Here is a 16,437-nt window from a genome sequence, read left to right as displayed (position 1 = left end):
ACAAAGCATACATAGAAGGCATCCCCCTTCACATATGCTTTGCCCGAAAGAAACCTGAAAATCATTCAGGTTTCTTTTTTTGTACATCAGTATTCCACGGCTGCGCTCCATACGTTGTGAGTTTTTTATGAATGAAATAAATAGCCCCCGGCAGCACCGCCATTAATATCGTGCAACTAATTCCTAATCCAGTAAACAACTTTCATCACCTTATTTCACTCTTTTCGGTAAAGCTGAACCTGAATGTTCAATTGTTGGATGAACGTGAACAGTAATTTCAGCATTACTAAAGTAATTTTCGCCTTGATCCCAATTCTTACTTATTTTTGTCCATTCTTTATAATTATGTCTCTTATACACTTCCCCTAACTCTAATACATCTACCTTATATTTTTTTTGAACAAGCTTAATCGATTTTTGAATACGCTCCTCCATTTCTTCCGATATATCCTTCTCTAAACGCTTTTCATTCAAAACCTTTTTATGATCACTAAAGTGCAACTCAGCTATTGTACCTTCCAGAAATAAATAAATATTAAATTTCGGTTTTGTAGCATTCGTTGTGGATACTTTAATTTTTCGACGTAACTTATGAATTTCATATGTAATAAGTTGATTCTTTTTACGGATGGTAAAAAAACCTCCAATTTTTTTACCTATTATATAATTCATCCCTAATGTTTCTTCCCCACTCAAATTGCCTACACACTTATTATCCTTTCCACGAAACAATGCTGCACCGTTCATTTGTACTCCTTGCTTTGTTAGTTCCAGAATAGGCAATACAAAACTTCGGTTAGAGATCATCTTTTCCTGCACCTCACCAATTCTTGCAGCCTCAATCATTTGGGCATTTTTCGGAGGGTGTTCAGCTAACATATCAATATACTGCGCCGGTAAATTTTCAGGCTTGGCACTTTGTTTTAAAATAGCTTCGGCATTTTTATTAGAAACGAACAAACGAATATTTCTTCTCATCTCATGATCGCGAATATATACATCTAACGTATTTTGTAAAATGTATGGATGTGAAAGTAATTCTTCAGAGAAAATAATCACCTGTATATGAGGGAAAAATAATGTACGACTAATTTTTTTTGCGATTATTCTTATTTGTTCAAATACACTATCTGCTTTTGCACTAACATTAATATAATTTTCGCTATCCCCACCCCCTTGTCCGCCCTGTTGAGACAATTTACTAGGGAGTACCATCTGATAGGTCCCTTTCATAATTGGATTCGCTTTCTTCTCCTTCACGATATCGTAAGCCGCTCCTACTACAAATCCTCTTTCTTCTATCTCTTCTAACTCAGAACACCCACTCATAAATCCAGTTAAAGCCATAACCATTATAATTTTAAGAAGGTGTTTCATTGCCACCATTCCTTCTTTTTATTTTATATATAATTAAAACGAGCAAAGGAGCTAACACAACAAACCCCATATCTATCCAAGCTAAATAAGTCCCATAACTTGATAAAGTATTCAAACTACTAGGTATCATATTCACCATAAAAATAATAGGGGCACTTACGAAAATAAAAATATGTTTCTTCACTTTCGGAAACATAGCACAAAACAATAAAGATGCGACGTCATAATACATTGCTGTAGTGTTATAAATTGTAATAATCCAAGTCGTAAAAAAAATCGCATCAAACCTTTCTAAAAATCCTCCCCCAATTTCAATTTCTTTCCCTAATTCAATTGTTGGATATGTCAATCCACGTGTTGTCATATAAGTAAAAACGCTAATACAAGTTACATAAATTAAAATGTATGACAGTACGTTTACCATCACCGCTTTCGCGACTGCCATTGGCGCTTTTTTCGCTGTCTTATCATTTAGCAACACCGCATAAAATAAAGCTACTTCAAATCCAATAAACGTAAAAATAGAATTTTTAACTCCAACAGCATATTGACTTACTTTCGTTTGAAAAGCTGGTAGTAAATTATTTATTTCCATTAAATTTATATTCAATAAAGAAAGAAGTACTATTGCAATTAAAACAATAGGTAAGAATAAAACATTTAACCTTAATAAGGCTGCTCGTGATCCTGCTATTCCATAAATAACAACTAATAAGAAGAAGAAAGACAGTAGTTGTATCGGTGTATCACTAAATAAATACGTTTGAGAAATAACTGAAATCATTCGCGATTCATATGCTGTCAAAGCAGCAAACGTTAATACTAAAATACTACTAATTGTGTATGCAACAGGCTTCGTCAAATGCGCACTCGTATATTGAACAAAATTTTGTTTCGGAAATAAGATAGCTACTCTCGTCACAAACCAACCTAAAACTGCGCAAATCAATCCACCCAAAAGTAAGATAATCCAACCGTCCGAAAATAAAGTTTGGTTAGCGATATCTCTTGGCATAGACAATGCCCCTATACCAATAATGGTCGATGATACCGCAAACCCAATTTCCCGAGATCCAATCTCTTCATCGCCATACTCAAATGGTTTCACTTATTTTCGCTCCTTTGGACGTATTGTAGAATCTTTTGTTTGTAAGTACTCTGGTCTATCTTTCAACATCGATTTTGGCATGCGAATAAATTCTTCTTTCCAATCTTTATAAAATGCAGGAGCAATTGGGGTTGTATACGGTATACCAACACTTGTTAAATTTGTAATATGAATAGCAAGTGCAATCAGAGCTAGAATGATCCCATACAATCCAAAAGCCGTTGCAGCTAATACAAAGACGAAAAGTAAAATTCGGAACGTAATCGTAATACTATATACAGGAAGCGAAAACGTAGCAATCGCAGTAACCGCAATAATAATAACTAAAAACGGATTTACAATCCCTGCATTTACCGCAGCTTCTCCAATTACAAGACCTCCTACAATCCCTATCGTTTGTCCCATCGGTTTCGGCAATCGGATTCCAGCTTCTCGTATTAATTCCATAGTCAAGGCCATCATTAACGTTTCAATATATGCTGGAAACGGAACACCTTCCCTCGCACCCGCAATTGAATAAGCCAGTTTAGAAGGAATAAGTCCTTGATGGTAAGATACAAGCGCTACATACATAGCTGGTAACAAAACCGCAATTATACCTGAACCCATACGTAAAAATCTTAATAACGTTCCAATCACCCAGCGCTCGTAATGATCTTCTACAGATTGAAAAATATCAACAAATACGAGTGGCGCGATAAGAGCAAACGGGGATCCATCTACTAAAATGGCCGCCTTCCCTTTCGCTAATGAGGCTATAATATTATCAGGCCTCTCCGTATTCAAAAATTGTGGAAATGGGGATAAATTATTATCCTGAATTAATTGTTCAATCGTACCTGTTTCCAAAACGACATCTGTCACTATTGATTGAAGACGGCGATCTAACTCTTTTACAATGTGAGGATTAATAATATCCTCTATATATACTAGGGTTACTTCTTTCTGCGATCGCTTCCCCATAATATAAGATTGGAGCCTCAACTTTGGATCACGTAAACCGCGTCGGATTAACATTTTATTCACATTAATATCTTCATTTAATCCAACTCTCGGTCCGCGTATTAAATCTTCTGTCACTGGTGGTTCTAAACTTCTCTTCTCCCAAGCTCTACTATTAATAACGATAGCGGTTTGAATATTATCAATTAATATAACTGTATCTCCCGCTAATATCGCATTCATAATATCTGGAAACTTCTTCTTTACACCCACTTCTGCGATAGAAATAAAACGATCCAATAACGTTTGAACAACAGCTTCCTCATTTATAATTTCTTCGTATTGCAGTGTGCGAATGACATATTTATAAACATTATCCTTATCTGTCAATCCACATAAAAACACAACCGCACAACGTGTAAAACTCCCAGCAAGAGCAACTTCTCTAATTGTTAAATCATTAGGTGAACCTAACTCATCCCTAATTTCTTTCATAACTTCAAATAAGTTACCTTCAAGCTCTAACAATTTCCCCACCTAACTTCCTTTTCAACAAGTTTTTAGTTAGATTCCGCTAATAGAAGAAAATATATACAAAAAAGAGCTATCTCTTTGCAAAGATAGCTCCAATAAACGAATTACTTTTCTACTATTGTAGTGTTTTTCTTTATAAATACACCTTTTGTAAATCCACTAACTACAAACATCACAATCATATTAATTAACAATGCGACTATGCCCACATTCAAATCTTTTATATACTGCGGAAAACTCGGAAACATCGTAGCTATAGTTGAGCCAGATAAGGTAATATATGCGACCACTAACAGCCCAACTCCCATTCCTGCAATCGCTCCTTGCTTCGTAACAATTTGGCGTGGAAACAAGCTACATACAAGTGCAGGGAAAAGTTGCGTAACGATACTGTACCCCATTAAGAGAAGCGCTCCTATTGTTTCCCCTCCTTTAAATGTAAATAAAACTGCCACGAGCGTTACTACAGGCACAAATAATTTTGCCATCTTAGCAACTTGTCTATCTGAAGCAGATGGAACAATCGTTCGATAAATATTTTTTGCTAACAGTGTAGAAGCCGCCATAACAAGCATAGAGCCTGGAACCAATGCCGTTAATACTCCCGCACTACCAATAATCCCAATAAACCAAGGATCAAAAGTTTGTAAAGCAAGACGGACTAACGAAAGATCTACATCCGCTCCCTTTAACCCAGGAACTTGCAATATAGCAGCAAACCCTGCGAAAAATACGAAGAGTAACACTAAAGAATACAATGGCATAATTGCTGCATTTTTACGAAATACTTTTTCATTTTTTGCAGAAAAAGCAGAAGCAAATGTATGAGGCCACATATAGAAACCGAGGGCCGTTAATATAATAGTAGAAACAAACCAAGAAATACTCATTCCTTCTTCAGGTAAAGATAAAAATCCTGGTTTCGCTGCTTCTACAGCTTCAAACATCGGCTGAAATCCTCCATAATAATGATACGGTAAATATATACCTAAAAACATAACGATAAACAGTATCATAATATCCTTCAAAGCAGCCGTCCAAGCTGAACCGTGTATACCTGAAACCATTACATATATAGTTATAACAATGGCACCAATCCAAACCGCAACAACAGGTGATACCCTTCCGTAAGACGCTTCTGAAACGATAATTCCCAGTCCCTTTAACTGTAAAACAAGATATGGGATGATGGAAACAACACCAACAATTGAAACAATAAGTCCAAGCGCCTTACTTCTGTATTTCTTCGCAAAAAAATCCGACTGCGAAACAAGGTTATGCTCTTTTGCATACTTCCAAATCGGTGGTAATAAAAAATACGATAAAAGATAAGCTAAAGCGCCATAGCCTAAAATATAAAAGGTAGGTGCGCCTTTACTATATGCCCAGCCGCTTCCTCCTAAAAATGTAAACGTCGTATAAATTTCACCTGCCATAAGGAGAAAAACAAAAATAGTGCCAAACCCTCTTCCTCCAACTGACCATTGCTCTAAATTCATATCTTTTCCATGTTGTGCCCGAATCCCTAAAAATAGTGCGAGAAACAAAAATAAAATAATAATAAGTAATGCAGTCATTTTACATCCTCCTTATTAGCAGGATCAAACACGTACACAAGCCCCATACAAAGAGATGTAATAAACACTGATAATAATACCCAAAATAATAAAAAGGGCATCCCTAATACGTAAGGAGTAACCGAATTCGCAAATATTGGCCCAACTACTAAACAAAGAACTGGAATAAGCGCTAGGATGTGTATTTTCTTCATCTCATTCTCCTTTACTTATAAAATTCATAATGGCTGATACAAAGACTTCCACTCCAATCGGTAATGCATCTTCGTCAATCGTAAAACGAGGGTGATGGTGAGGATATATAATACCTTTCTCTTTATTTCCCGCTCCGATAAAAAAGAATGTCCCCGGTGCCTTTTGTAAAAACGCTGAAAAATCTTCTCCAGCCATCGTCGGCTGTAAACGAACAACTCTATCCCTTCCATAAAGTTGTAATGCCGTTTGTTCAATAAGATCTGTAGCTTCGTAGTCATTTACAACTGGTCGATATCCATATTCATATGAAAATGTATATTTCGCTCCGTAAGATTCCGTAATATACTTCACAATCCGCTCAATCTTCTTCTCTGTTTCACCTCGTAATTCATGTCTTAAACTTCTCACTGTCCCTTCAATCTCCGCTTGCTCTGGTATTACATTATGAGTTGTCCCCGCATGAAATTGTGTAACAGATATTACGAGAGAATCTAATGGATTCGTGAGGCGAGATACAATTTGCTGAAGTTGCGAAACGACTTGTGTTCCGATCGCAATACTATCCACCGTTTCATGAGGGATTCCAGCATGTCCACCTTTTCCCTCTATCTTAATTTTAAAAACATCTGGTGCAGCCATTGCAGGACCATAAATAACGCCTATTTTCCCAACCTCTAACGACGCCCAAAGGTGAGCACCAATAATATAATCCACACCTTCCATTACACCTGCAGCAACCATCTCCTCTGCACCACCAGGGAAATTTTCTTCAGCATGTTGGAATAGAAAACGAATCTCCCCTTTAATCTTCTCTCTTTCTTCTACTAACTTATGTACAACCCCAAGTAATATCGCTATATGTCCATCATGACCACATGCATGCATTACACCTTTATATGTAGAAATAAAATTAAACTCATTTTCTTCATGAATAGGAAGAGCATCCATATCGGCTCGAACCGCAACTGTTTTGCCCGGATGTTTACCTACTAACTTTGCCATCACACTATATTTAGTCGGCCGTGACACTTCTAAATATGGGAATTTCCGAAGTATATCGAACACAAACTGCGATGTTTTTTCTTCTTGAAAAGATAACTCTGGATACTTATGAAAATGCCTTCTCCACTCAACTAACTGATTTTTTGACAAAACAAATTCCTTTGCAACATCCATACCCCTTCACTCCTTCTTCACCAAGTTAAATGTTATTATAACGTGAATTGTTAACTTTTAAAAGAATCTTCTGAATTTTCAGCAATAATAATCCAAAAAGAAAAAGCCACCCAAAAGATGACTTTTTCATTATTATAAAATAGTAATTGCTTGTTTTCCCATTTGCTCCCAAGCTTTCTCAAATTCTGCTCGCGGAACAGCCAAACGCGGATTATTTTTAAGAGGATCATTTACATATACAAAGTTTTGATCATATCCAATTACTACTGCACTATGCTCATAATATGTAATTTTCACTTCACCTGAACTCGTATTCCATGTTTCAAAACTACTTTCAGCTAGCGGCTTAAACGTCGTATTAATAATGACCCATACCGGAGAACCAGAACTAATTACTTTATATATATCTTGCATGTCTCTACCTGTTAAATTAATTACTTTTTCAGGAACATATTTTTCTGCCAAATTAAAAATCGGTTGATTATATACACCATATCCAGGCTCTGCCTTTGTATAAATATTTCCAACAAACCCTTCGTAAGGATTTCCCCGTACGCCATTTTGTTCAAATGGAACGCGATGAATTTCGCTAGCAAGTTGCATCTTATCTACTTGTACACCTTTATATTGCAACAACATAGCTAAACTTGTCACTTCACATCCTCGAGGTAATTCTGGTAATTGTTTAATAAACGGAACATCCTCAATCATAGCTGCTTCTTTCATTTCAGATAGAAACTCTAAGCGTAGAACTTGCGCCTTTTGCATAATTTTATCTTTTCCTATAAAAAATGCAGCAGCAAGTATAATCCCAAAAACAAAAAGATATTTTAACTTTTTCATTATAAACAAAACTCCATTAATTATTATTTTACAGACACAACTCTTATCATTGTACCCTTCTTCTTACTAGTTTGCTAGAAAGATCATGTGAATTATCGTTCATAGAATTAATTGTAAAAATTCTAATTATTTTTAATAAAAAGAAAAATAAATATACATTTCCAGAATATTTTGCTAAAATCAAAATTGTTAACATGGTGAAGATATCACCATGTTAACAAACATTCTTAGAGTATTTAGTCATAGTTCGTTTTTTTACATACTCCATTCATTTCATAGTAAATAAACCGAGTGTGTGTTGCATCCCCCACTAATGATTAAAAACTCAGAATAAAACGAAGTTCACACATTCAAGAAAATACGGGGTGAGGGGCATATGAATCAACAAATTGAACAAACAGATTTAAAACGAACAATGAAAAGTAGACACCTATTTATGATTGCACTCGGTGGTGTTATCGGAACCGGGCTATTTATGGGATCTGGTCAAATTGTCCATAATGCCGGACCTGGTGGTGCTATTCTTGCATTTTTAGTCGGTGGATTTGTTATGTATTTAACGATGTTATGTCTTGGTGAATTATCCGTTGCTATGCCAGAAGCAGGTTCATTCCAAAGCTATGCAAGCAAATTCATTTCACCTGGTTTTGGATTTGTTGTCGGTTGGATGTATTGGCTAAATTGGGCTGTTACAGTTGGCGTAGAGTTAACAACTGTAAGTATTTTAATGAAACGCTGGTTTCCAGACGTTTCTTCATGGATTTGGTGCGTTACATTTGCAGCAGCGCTATTTCTCGTAAACGCTTTATCAGCAAAAGCATATGCAGAAGCAGAGTTTTGGTTCGCAAGTGTGAAAGTTGCAACAATTGTTATTTTCATCGTACTTGGTGGCGCTGTTATGTTCGGTCTACTAGACTTTAATGGAAAGCCAGCTCCGATGCTTCATAATTTCACTGAAAATGGCGGGCTATTTCCAAACGGTGCATTAGCTGTTCTTCTTACGATGATTACAGTAAATTACTCCTTCCAAGGAACAGAATTAATTGGAATCGCTTCAGGAGAAAGTGAAAATCCTGAAAAAACAATTCCAAAAGCAATCAAAAATACAATTTGGCGAACTCTCTTCTTCTTCGTCTTAGCGATATCAGTTGTTGTAGGTTTACTCCCGTGGCAAGAGGCTAATCTAGTCGAAAGTCCCTTTGTACTTGTATTTGATGTAGCCGGTGTCCCATATGCAGCAGACATTATGAACTTCGTTATTATTACAGCTGTATTATCCGTTGCTAACTCTGGTCTATACGCAAATTCTCGTATGCTGTGGGCGATGGCAAAACAAGGAATGGCAAGTCCAGCATTTACGAAATTAACTAAAAAAGGTGTACCGCTAAATGCATTAATTTTCAGCCTAATTTTCGCTAGCCTTTCCTTATTAACAAGTGTATTTGCGGCAGATACTGTCTTTCTAGTTTTAACATCTATTGCAGCGATGGCTGCTGTTGTCGTGTGGATGTCAATCGCCGCTTCACAGTTTTTCTTCCGTAGAAATTTCGTGAAAAATGGTGGCGACATAAATGATTTAAAATATCGTACACCGCTCTATCCGCTAGTTCCAATCGTAGCGTTCTCACTTAATTTCATTACATTTGTTAGTTTGGCTTTCATTCCAGATCAAAGAATTGCTCTTTATTGTGGCATTCCATTTATGATTATTTGTTACATTTTATACCAAGTTAAATATAAAAAAGTTGTCACACTTGAACAGCCACGAACTGTCACACAAGAAATAAACTAAATATACGAAATATTCAGCTATCTTTCTTATGATAAGATAGCTTTTTTCTATTTCTTGGATATCCTGGTATAACTTTATTTATCTTAAAATTTTCACAATCACGTTTTTCTCTGGAAAATAGTTTACAATGTAATCAAGTTACAAATGATATTCACCTTAAAAAGTGTGCATTTGTGTCTATTTTTTAACAATATATCAAAAACTATTGCCTTCTATAAATTAATAGGTTTATATTGTTTTATTGGCATAGTTTCAATCCAAGGAGAAAGGAGATTTTCAATCGTGCAACTAAAGAAAGCGTTTTGGAAGTTGGCTTCGCTTCTTCCGTTATCATTACTTCTGTTCCTCGGTGGCTGTGATAAAAAACTCGCAGTATTAAATCCGCAAGGACCTGTTGCAAAAGCACAGTATGATTTAATTGTTTGGTCATTCTTGCTTATGTCATTAATTATCGCAATTGTATTCATTCTGTTTACAGTCATCTTGATTCGTTATCGTGAAAAACCAGAGAATATGGACTATGAGCCACCTGAACAACACGGTAACACATTACTAGAAATTATTTGGACGCTTGTTCCTGTTATTATCGTTATCGCATTATCGATTCCAACAGTAAAAGCAACTTATGCTTCGGAAGAGGTTCCGAAAGAGTCCAAACATATTAAACCAGTTGAAATTTATGTTACATCTGCAAACTGGAAATGGTTATTCAGTTACCCAGAGGAAAAAATTGAAACCGTTAACTATTTAAACATCCCAGCTGGTGTACCAATTCAATTCAAACTGACTTCTGTCGGCCCAATGAATGCTTTCTGGGTACCAGAACTTGGTGGTATGAAGTACACAATGGATGGCATGATTATGGATCTTTATTTACAAGCTGACAAGCCAGGTTCTTACCTAGGCCGTAGTGCGAACTTCTCTGGTGAAGGATTCACACACATGGAGTTCGAAGTTGAAGCGAAAACTAAAGAGAAATATGACAAGTGGGTTAAAGAAGTACAAGAAACTGCTCCTAAACTAACAGAAGCTAAGTACAACGAAATTGTTAAACCTGGTGTAGTTGGTCGTATGACATTCTCTAGTCACCACTTAAGTTATGTAGATCCAAAATCACTTGAATATTGTGATTACAACTACTACAAAAACAAAAAATAATAGCTATTATTCCAACAGATTGGAGTGAACACAGTGAAGCTTGATGAATTCTTTGTCACAGGTGACCCGATTATTTACGGTGCAGACGCTTCTATCGTTCTTGTGACATTAGCAATCATTTTCGTACTAACAAAGTATAAAAAATGGAAATGGCTTTGGGACGAATGGTTGACAACTGTTGACCATAAAAAAATCGGAGCCATGTATATTATTTCTGCGGTTATCATGTTATTCCGTGGTGGTATGGATGGTTTAATGATCCGTGCACAGTTAACATTCCCAGAAACAACTTATTTAAACGCTGAACACTATAACGGAATCTTTACAACGCATGGTACAGTAATGATTCTTTTCATGGCAATGCCATTCGTTATGGGATTAATGAACCTTGTAGTACCATTACAAATTGGTGCTCGTGACGTTGCATATCCGTTCTTAAATGCTTTAAGTTTCTGGTTATTCTTTGTCGGAGCAATGTTATTCAACATCGCTTTCGTAATCGGTGGTTCTCCAGACGCTGGGTGGACTTCTTACTTCCCAATGGCAGGTACAGAGTTTACTTCAGGCGTAGGAAATAACTACTACGCAATTGCATTACAGATTTCAGGTCTCGGTACGCTAATGACCGGTATTAACTTCCTTGTTACTATCTTAAAAATGCGTACACCTGGTATGACTTTAATGAGAATGCCAATGTTTACTTGGTCAATCTTAATTACAACAATTATCATTATTTTCGCTTTCCCAGTATTAACAGTTGCTCTTGCATTAATGACATTTGACCGTCTATTCGATGCTCACTTCTTTACGATGGCGAGCGGCGGTATGCCGATGTTATGGGCCAACCTGTTCTGGGTATGGGGTCACCCTGAAGTATATATCGTTATTTTACCGGCATTCGGTATTTTCTCTGAAATCATTAGTACATTCTCACGTAAGCGTCTATTCGGTTACAGTGCGATGGTATACTCAATGGTTGCAATTTCTTTACTAAGTTTCGTCGTATGGCTTCACCACTTCTTCACGATGGGTGCAGGTCCAGCGGTTAACTCATTCTTCTCGATTTCGACAATGGCGATTTCGATTCCAACCGGGGTTAAGATCTTTAACTGGTTGTTTACACTGTATAAAGGACGTATCCGTTTTACAGTTCCAATGCTTTGGTCATTGGCATTTATTCCAAACTTCGTAGTCGGTGGGGTTACAGGGGTTATGCTTGGAATGGCAGCAGCTGATTATCAATACCATAACAGCTACTTCCTAATCGCTCACTTCCACTACGTATTAATCGCAGGTACAGTATTCGCTATGCTTGCTGGATTCACATTCTGGTATCCAAAAATGACTGGTCATATGTTAAATGAACGCCTAGGTAAATGGACATTCTGGATCTTTATGAGCGGATTCAACATCTGTTTCTTCCCAATGTACTTCTTAGGTTTAGACGGTATGACTCGTCGTATGTACACTTACTCTGAAAGTCTTGGATGGGGATGGCTAAACCAAATCGCATCTGTTGGTGCGGTAATGATGGGTATTGGCTTCCTACTTCTTTGCTACAACGTAATTTGGAGTGCACGTCACGGTGAACGTGACACAACTGGAGATCCATGGGATGGCCGTACACTTGAATGGGCAACTCAATCTCCTGTACAACATTACAACTTCGCGAAACTTCCTGAAATCAAAGAAGCTGATGCTTTCTGGTACATGAAAAAACGCGGAGAAACAGTTACACCAGCAGCAGAAGATATCAAACCAATTCACATGCCAAGTAACTCTGGTGTGCCTATTATTGCGTCTTTATTCTTCGGTCTTGCAGGTTTCGCATTAGTATTTAGCTGGTTCTGGCTTGCAGCAATCGGCGGCGTTGGTATTTTAGCTTGCTTAATCTATCGTTCATTCGATTATGATGATGGCTACTACGTAAGTGTTGATGAAATTAAAGAAACAGAACATATAGCATGAGAGGTGAAATGACATGGCGGCTTTAGATAAAAGCTTACCTTTGGAATATCAATCCGAACAAAGCAGATTGAATATCCTAGGATTCTGGATTTTTCTTGGGGCTGAAATTATGCTGTTCGCAACACTTTTCGCCTCTTATCTAGTCCTTGCTGGTCGTACGGCAGATGGCCCAACTCCAGCGCAACTGTTTGAACTTAAAACGCTTTTAATTCAAACATTACTACTTTTAACAAGTAGTTTCACATGTGGTATCGTAATTCACGAAATGCGTAAGCACAACCAAAAAGCAATGCTTGGATGGTTCATCCTTACATTACTTTTAGGTGCAGGTTTCCTATTCTTTGAAATCGAAGAGTTCATTATGTACATCGGTGAAGGCGCAACAATTCAAACAAGTGCTTTCCTATCTGCATTCTTCGTTCTTCTTGGAACGCACGGAGCCCACGTAACAGGCGGTATCATTTGGGCAACTTGTGTTATTATCCAAATTTTAAAACGAGGTTTAACACCAGTTACAGCTCGTAAAGTATTCATTATCAGCTTATACTGGCATTTCCTTGATCTAGTTTGGGTCTTTATTTACACACTAGTTTACTTGAACGGGATGGTGGCGTAAATGGCTCAAAACAACAATCAAGCAAACGGGCATGCGCATAGCGGATTCCCTTGGTCACACGTTTTCGGATTTATTTTATCGCTTGCATTAACGTTTCTAGCGTTATACGTGGCACTTTACACAACATTGCCACTTTCAACAGTCTTAACAACTATTATCATAATGGCTGTTGCGCAAGCATTGTTACAATTAATTATGTTCATGCATTTAAAAGAAGGAGAAGGAAGAGTTCAAATTCTTACAATGATATACAGTTTCTTCGTTGCAACTGCAACAGTTGGTTTAACTGTATGGATCTTCTTCTCAATGTAATGTACATGAAAAAGACTGCTGAGATTCCTCAGCAGTCTTTTTTTATCCCCTCCCCTATTACATCCACATTACGGAATTAACAACAGAATCATGAAAAATATACTTATTATGACAAATGTTAAGAAAAATCTTTCTTTATGAAATCGAATCCATATGCGTTGCTTTTCTACCTATTATATGGCTAAATAGGTACTATATTTATTTGAAGGGAGAGAACGCAATGGAACATCATACTTCTGTTCTATCACTTATGGTTGTCGTTGCAATCGCGTTTTTCGTTCCCCTTTTGTTACAACGCTTTAAATTAAAAGCACTTCCTGTTGTCGTTGCAGAAATTATTGCAGGAATCTTTGTAGGTAAAAGTGGGTTTAATATTATTGAGCCAGATATATGGCTTCAAGTTTTATCAACATTAGGATTTATCTTCCTCATGTTCTTAAGCGGTTTAGAAATTGATTTTTCTATCTTTAAACAAAAAGGGAAAAAAAATACGACAAACGAGCCAAATACATTTCAAGTAGCAAGCATTATCTTCTTATTTATTTTCATCTTATCTTATGCCCTATCATTACTATTCGTATGGCTAGGATTTGTAGATAATGCAATGTTCATGACTTTAATTATTTCAACTATTTCTTTAGGTGTTGTTGTACCAACATTAAAAGAAAACAACCTAGGAAAAACTGCAATCGGACAAATCATTTTATTAGTTGCTGTTATTGCAGACTTAGTTACAATGATTTTACTCGCTGTTTTCGTCGGATTAAATTCCGAAAGCGGCCAAAGTATGTGGCTCCTACTTCTTCTATTCGGTGCTGGTATTGTCATTTACTTTATTGCAAAACGCTTTAAAAACATTCCATACTTAGATAGTTTAAAAGCTGGTAGTGTACAAATTGATACACGAGCTGTTTTTGCACTCATTTTAATATTAGTAGGGTTATCGGAATCTGTTGGAGCAGAAAATATTTTAGGTGCCTTCTTAGCAGGTGTACTTGTATCGTTATTATCACCAAATGAAGATATGGTTGAAAAACTTGATTCCATCGGCTATGGTTTCTTCATCCCTATTTTCTTCGTAATGGTTGGTGTAAATCTAGAGGTATGGTCTATTTTCAAAGAACCTTCTAGCATGCTAATGATCCCAATCTTAATTGTAGGACTCTTTATTTCAAAACTCTTACCATCACTCGTCTTACGAAAATGGTATCCACGTAATATAGTACTTGGAAGTGCAATTTTATTAACATCGACACTTTCTTTAGTTATTGCGGCTGCACAAATTGGTGAAAAACTGGGGATTATCAGTCCAAGTTTATCTGCCTCTCTTATTTTAAGCGCAGTTATTACTTGTATTTTTGCACCTATATTGTTTAAAAAAATGTTCCCAAAAGTAGAAACACCAAAACCAAAAGTAGCTATTATTGGCGCGAGCAGAATTACCCTTCCGTTATCACTAGATTTAAAACGAGAAGATTATGACGTAACGCTATATATGATGCGTCAAAACAAAATAAATGATGAAGAAGCGAAATCGCATGACTTCCCTATCGTAAAATTAGATGACATCACAATCGCATCATTAACTGAACAAACAGCATTTGATGCAGATCGCGTCGTTGTTGCAACCAGTGATGATGAACAAAACTTATTATTGGCAGAACATGCAAAAGAGCTAGGTGTTGAACATGTTATTGCAAGTGTAGAAGATCCACTTCTACAAGAAAAAGCAACGCAAGAACATATCGCTGTATTCTCAACAATTAACTCTACACGTATTTTATTACGTGCGCTTATTGATAAACCTAGTCTCGTTCGCTTAATTACAACAGCAAACGAAACAGTACGCGAAGTTGAACTGCGCAGCAATAAATATAACGGCGTTGCGCTTCGCCGCCTCCCATTTTTAGGTGATGTACTTGTCATTCAAATCTACCGCGGTAACAAAGCATTAATACCACATGGTGATACAAGACTACAACACGGTGACACATTACTTGTAACAGGTTCAAAAGAACATATCGATACACTAAAAAACATATTAGAGTAAAAAATGCCCCTCACATAATTGAGGGGCATTTTTTTAACTTCATATGGTAAAATGTTACTATCACATATTATGAGGATGGATTACATTATGTCTATTGTAACTTTAGCTCTCTTATTATTAGCGGAAGTACTCATCGCCATTATTCTCATCGGTGTTAGCATTGAAATTTGCAGCTATGGTTGGAAAAAATCAACTGGAGTTAAATACTCATGCCTTTTACTTTCACTCTTCCTCGGAACCGCTAGTATACTCGGCCTTCTAGCTGCACCTGCATACTTCTTTATACAACTTATAGAAAAAGGTTTATAAGAAAGGATGATAACATGATTACTGTGCAATATATTGATGCATCCGAGACACACTTATTACGCCAAGCGGTGTTGCGTCCAAATCAGTCCCTAGCAGACTGTAAATACTCTTCTGACTACGAAAAAGACACATTCCACTTAGGCGCCTTTATAAACGCTGAGTTGATTAGCATCGCTTCCTTCTCAAAAGAAATATATCCTGATTTACAAAATGGTATCCATTATAGACTACGAGGAATGGCAACATTACCTAACTTTCGGAACAAAAGAGCTGGAAGCTCCTTAATTCATAAGGCAGAACAAGTTTTAAAAGAACGAAAAGCAAACATCCTATGGTGTAATGGCCGAATTACTGTAACTGACTATTACAAGCGATTAGGCTTTCAGGAGCATGGTGAAATTTTTGAAATTGAACCAATTGGCCTTCATAAAGTTTTGTATAAAAAGATATAAGAAAGGCTTTCCTCAATATAGGAAAGCC

16 protein-coding genes are annotated in these 16,437 nt (G+C 36.6%); 8 read left to right on the top strand and 8 right to left on the bottom strand.

Annotated elements, in window-relative coordinates; genetic code table 11:
• Positions 1-61: 61 nt before the first annotated feature.
• The 8 genes from QCI81_RS17965 to QCI81_RS17930 all read right to left on the bottom strand — a co-directional run bounded on the left by QCI81_RS17965 (position 62) and on the right by QCI81_RS17930 (position 7,752).
• Positions 62-199 carry a hypothetical protein gene (locus QCI81_RS17965; RefSeq protein ID WP_000493991.1) on the bottom strand — a complete coding sequence of 46 codons (138 nt, stop codon included), beginning with the start codon at positions 197-199 and terminating at the stop codon, positions 62-64.
• 11 nt (positions 200-210) lie between these two features.
• The gene (gerLC, locus tag QCI81_RS17960; RefSeq protein WP_071732206.1) at positions 211-1,377 is read right to left on the bottom strand and encodes a spore germination protein GerLC; all 1,167 of its coding nucleotides are present in this window, start codon (positions 1,375-1,377) and stop codon (positions 211-213) included.
• The gene (gene gerLB, locus QCI81_RS17955) at positions 1,361-2,485 is read right to left on the bottom strand and encodes a spore germination protein GerLB (RefSeq protein ID WP_000802006.1); all 1,125 of its coding nucleotides are present in this window, start codon (positions 2,483-2,485) and stop codon (positions 1,361-1,363) included. The genes gerLC and gerLB overlap by 17 nt, the downstream gene beginning before the upstream one ends.
• Positions 2,486-3,964: a spore germination protein GerLA gene (gene gerLA, locus QCI81_RS17950; RefSeq protein ID WP_146632322.1), complete on the bottom strand. Its 1,479-nt coding sequence runs from the start codon at positions 3,962-3,964 to the stop codon at positions 2,486-2,488.
• Positions 3,965-4,065: 101 nt separating this feature from the next.
• A complete protein-coding gene (locus tag QCI81_RS17945) occupies positions 4,066-5,538 on the bottom strand; it encodes a sodium:solute symporter family protein (RefSeq protein ID WP_063546480.1) in 1,473 nt (490 codons plus the stop codon).
• Complete coding sequence (locus QCI81_RS17940) at positions 5,535-5,732, bottom strand: DUF3311 domain-containing protein (protein ID WP_000719836.1); 198 nt, start codon at positions 5,730-5,732, stop codon at positions 5,535-5,537. The genes QCI81_RS17945 and QCI81_RS17940 overlap by 4 nt, the downstream gene beginning before the upstream one ends.
• 1 nt (position 5,733) lies before the next feature.
• Positions 5,734-6,909, bottom strand: a complete 1,176-nt coding sequence (locus QCI81_RS17935; RefSeq protein WP_000382087.1) for an amidohydrolase — start codon at positions 6,907-6,909, stop codon at positions 5,734-5,736.
• Between the two features lie 132 nt (positions 6,910-7,041).
• Entirely contained in the window at positions 7,042-7,752 is a 711-nt protein-coding gene (locus QCI81_RS17930; RefSeq protein WP_000734491.1) for a C39 family peptidase, read from the bottom strand.
• A gap of 376 nt (positions 7,753-8,128) precedes the next feature.
• Here QCI81_RS17930 and QCI81_RS17925 point away from each other — a divergent pair, with 376 nt between their 5' ends.
• The 8 genes from QCI81_RS17925 to QCI81_RS17890 all read left to right on the top strand — a co-directional run bounded on the left by QCI81_RS17925 (position 8,129) and on the right by QCI81_RS17890 (position 16,409).
• Positions 8,129-9,544 (top strand): amino acid permease, encoded by a 1,416-nt coding sequence (locus tag QCI81_RS17925; protein ID WP_023521196.1) that lies wholly within the window; start codon positions 8,129-8,131, stop codon positions 9,542-9,544.
• Positions 9,545-9,826: 282 nt separating this feature from the next.
• Positions 9,827-10,702 (top strand): cytochrome aa3 quinol oxidase subunit II, encoded by an 876-nt coding sequence (locus QCI81_RS17920; protein ID WP_001176165.1) that lies wholly within the window; start codon positions 9,827-9,829, stop codon positions 10,700-10,702.
• A 33-nt stretch (positions 10,703-10,735) separates the two neighbouring features.
• Positions 10,736-12,670: a cytochrome aa3 quinol oxidase subunit I gene (qoxB, locus tag QCI81_RS17915; RefSeq protein WP_000762374.1), complete on the top strand. Its 1,935-nt coding sequence runs from the start codon at positions 10,736-10,738 to the stop codon at positions 12,668-12,670.
• 13 nt (positions 12,671-12,683) lie between these two features.
• Positions 12,684-13,286, top strand: coding sequence for a cytochrome aa3 quinol oxidase subunit III (gene qoxC / locus QCI81_RS17910; protein ID WP_000729314.1), 603 nt, complete (start codon positions 12,684-12,686; stop codon positions 13,284-13,286).
• Positions 13,287-13,598 (top strand): cytochrome aa3 quinol oxidase subunit IV, encoded by a 312-nt coding sequence (gene qoxD / locus QCI81_RS17905; protein ID WP_000068425.1) that lies wholly within the window; start codon positions 13,287-13,289, stop codon positions 13,596-13,598. It abuts the gene before it with no gap.
• A gap of 220 nt (positions 13,599-13,818) precedes the next feature.
• The gene (locus QCI81_RS17900; protein ID WP_063546478.1) at positions 13,819-15,648 is read left to right on the top strand and encodes a monovalent cation:proton antiporter family protein; all 1,830 of its coding nucleotides are present in this window, start codon (positions 13,819-13,821) and stop codon (positions 15,646-15,648) included.
• A gap of 51 nt (positions 15,649-15,699) precedes the next feature.
• Positions 15,700-15,957: a DUF4022 family protein gene (locus QCI81_RS17895; RefSeq protein ID WP_071732208.1), complete on the top strand. Its 258-nt coding sequence runs from the start codon at positions 15,700-15,702 to the stop codon at positions 15,955-15,957.
• A 14-nt stretch (positions 15,958-15,971) separates the two neighbouring features.
• A complete protein-coding gene (locus QCI81_RS17890; RefSeq protein WP_023521193.1) occupies positions 15,972-16,409 on the top strand; it encodes a GNAT family N-acetyltransferase in 438 nt (145 codons plus the stop codon).
• The last annotated feature ends 28 nt before the right edge of the window (positions 16,410-16,437 follow it).

It is taken from the genome of Bacillus cereus group sp. MG20, from assembly GCF_040459885.1.
Classification (GTDB): Bacteria; Bacillota; Bacilli; order Bacillales; family Bacillaceae_G; genus Bacillus_A; species Bacillus_A cereus.
The sequence above is the reverse complement of the archived record's forward strand: the minus strand, read 5'-3'. Positions and strand labels throughout refer to the sequence as shown.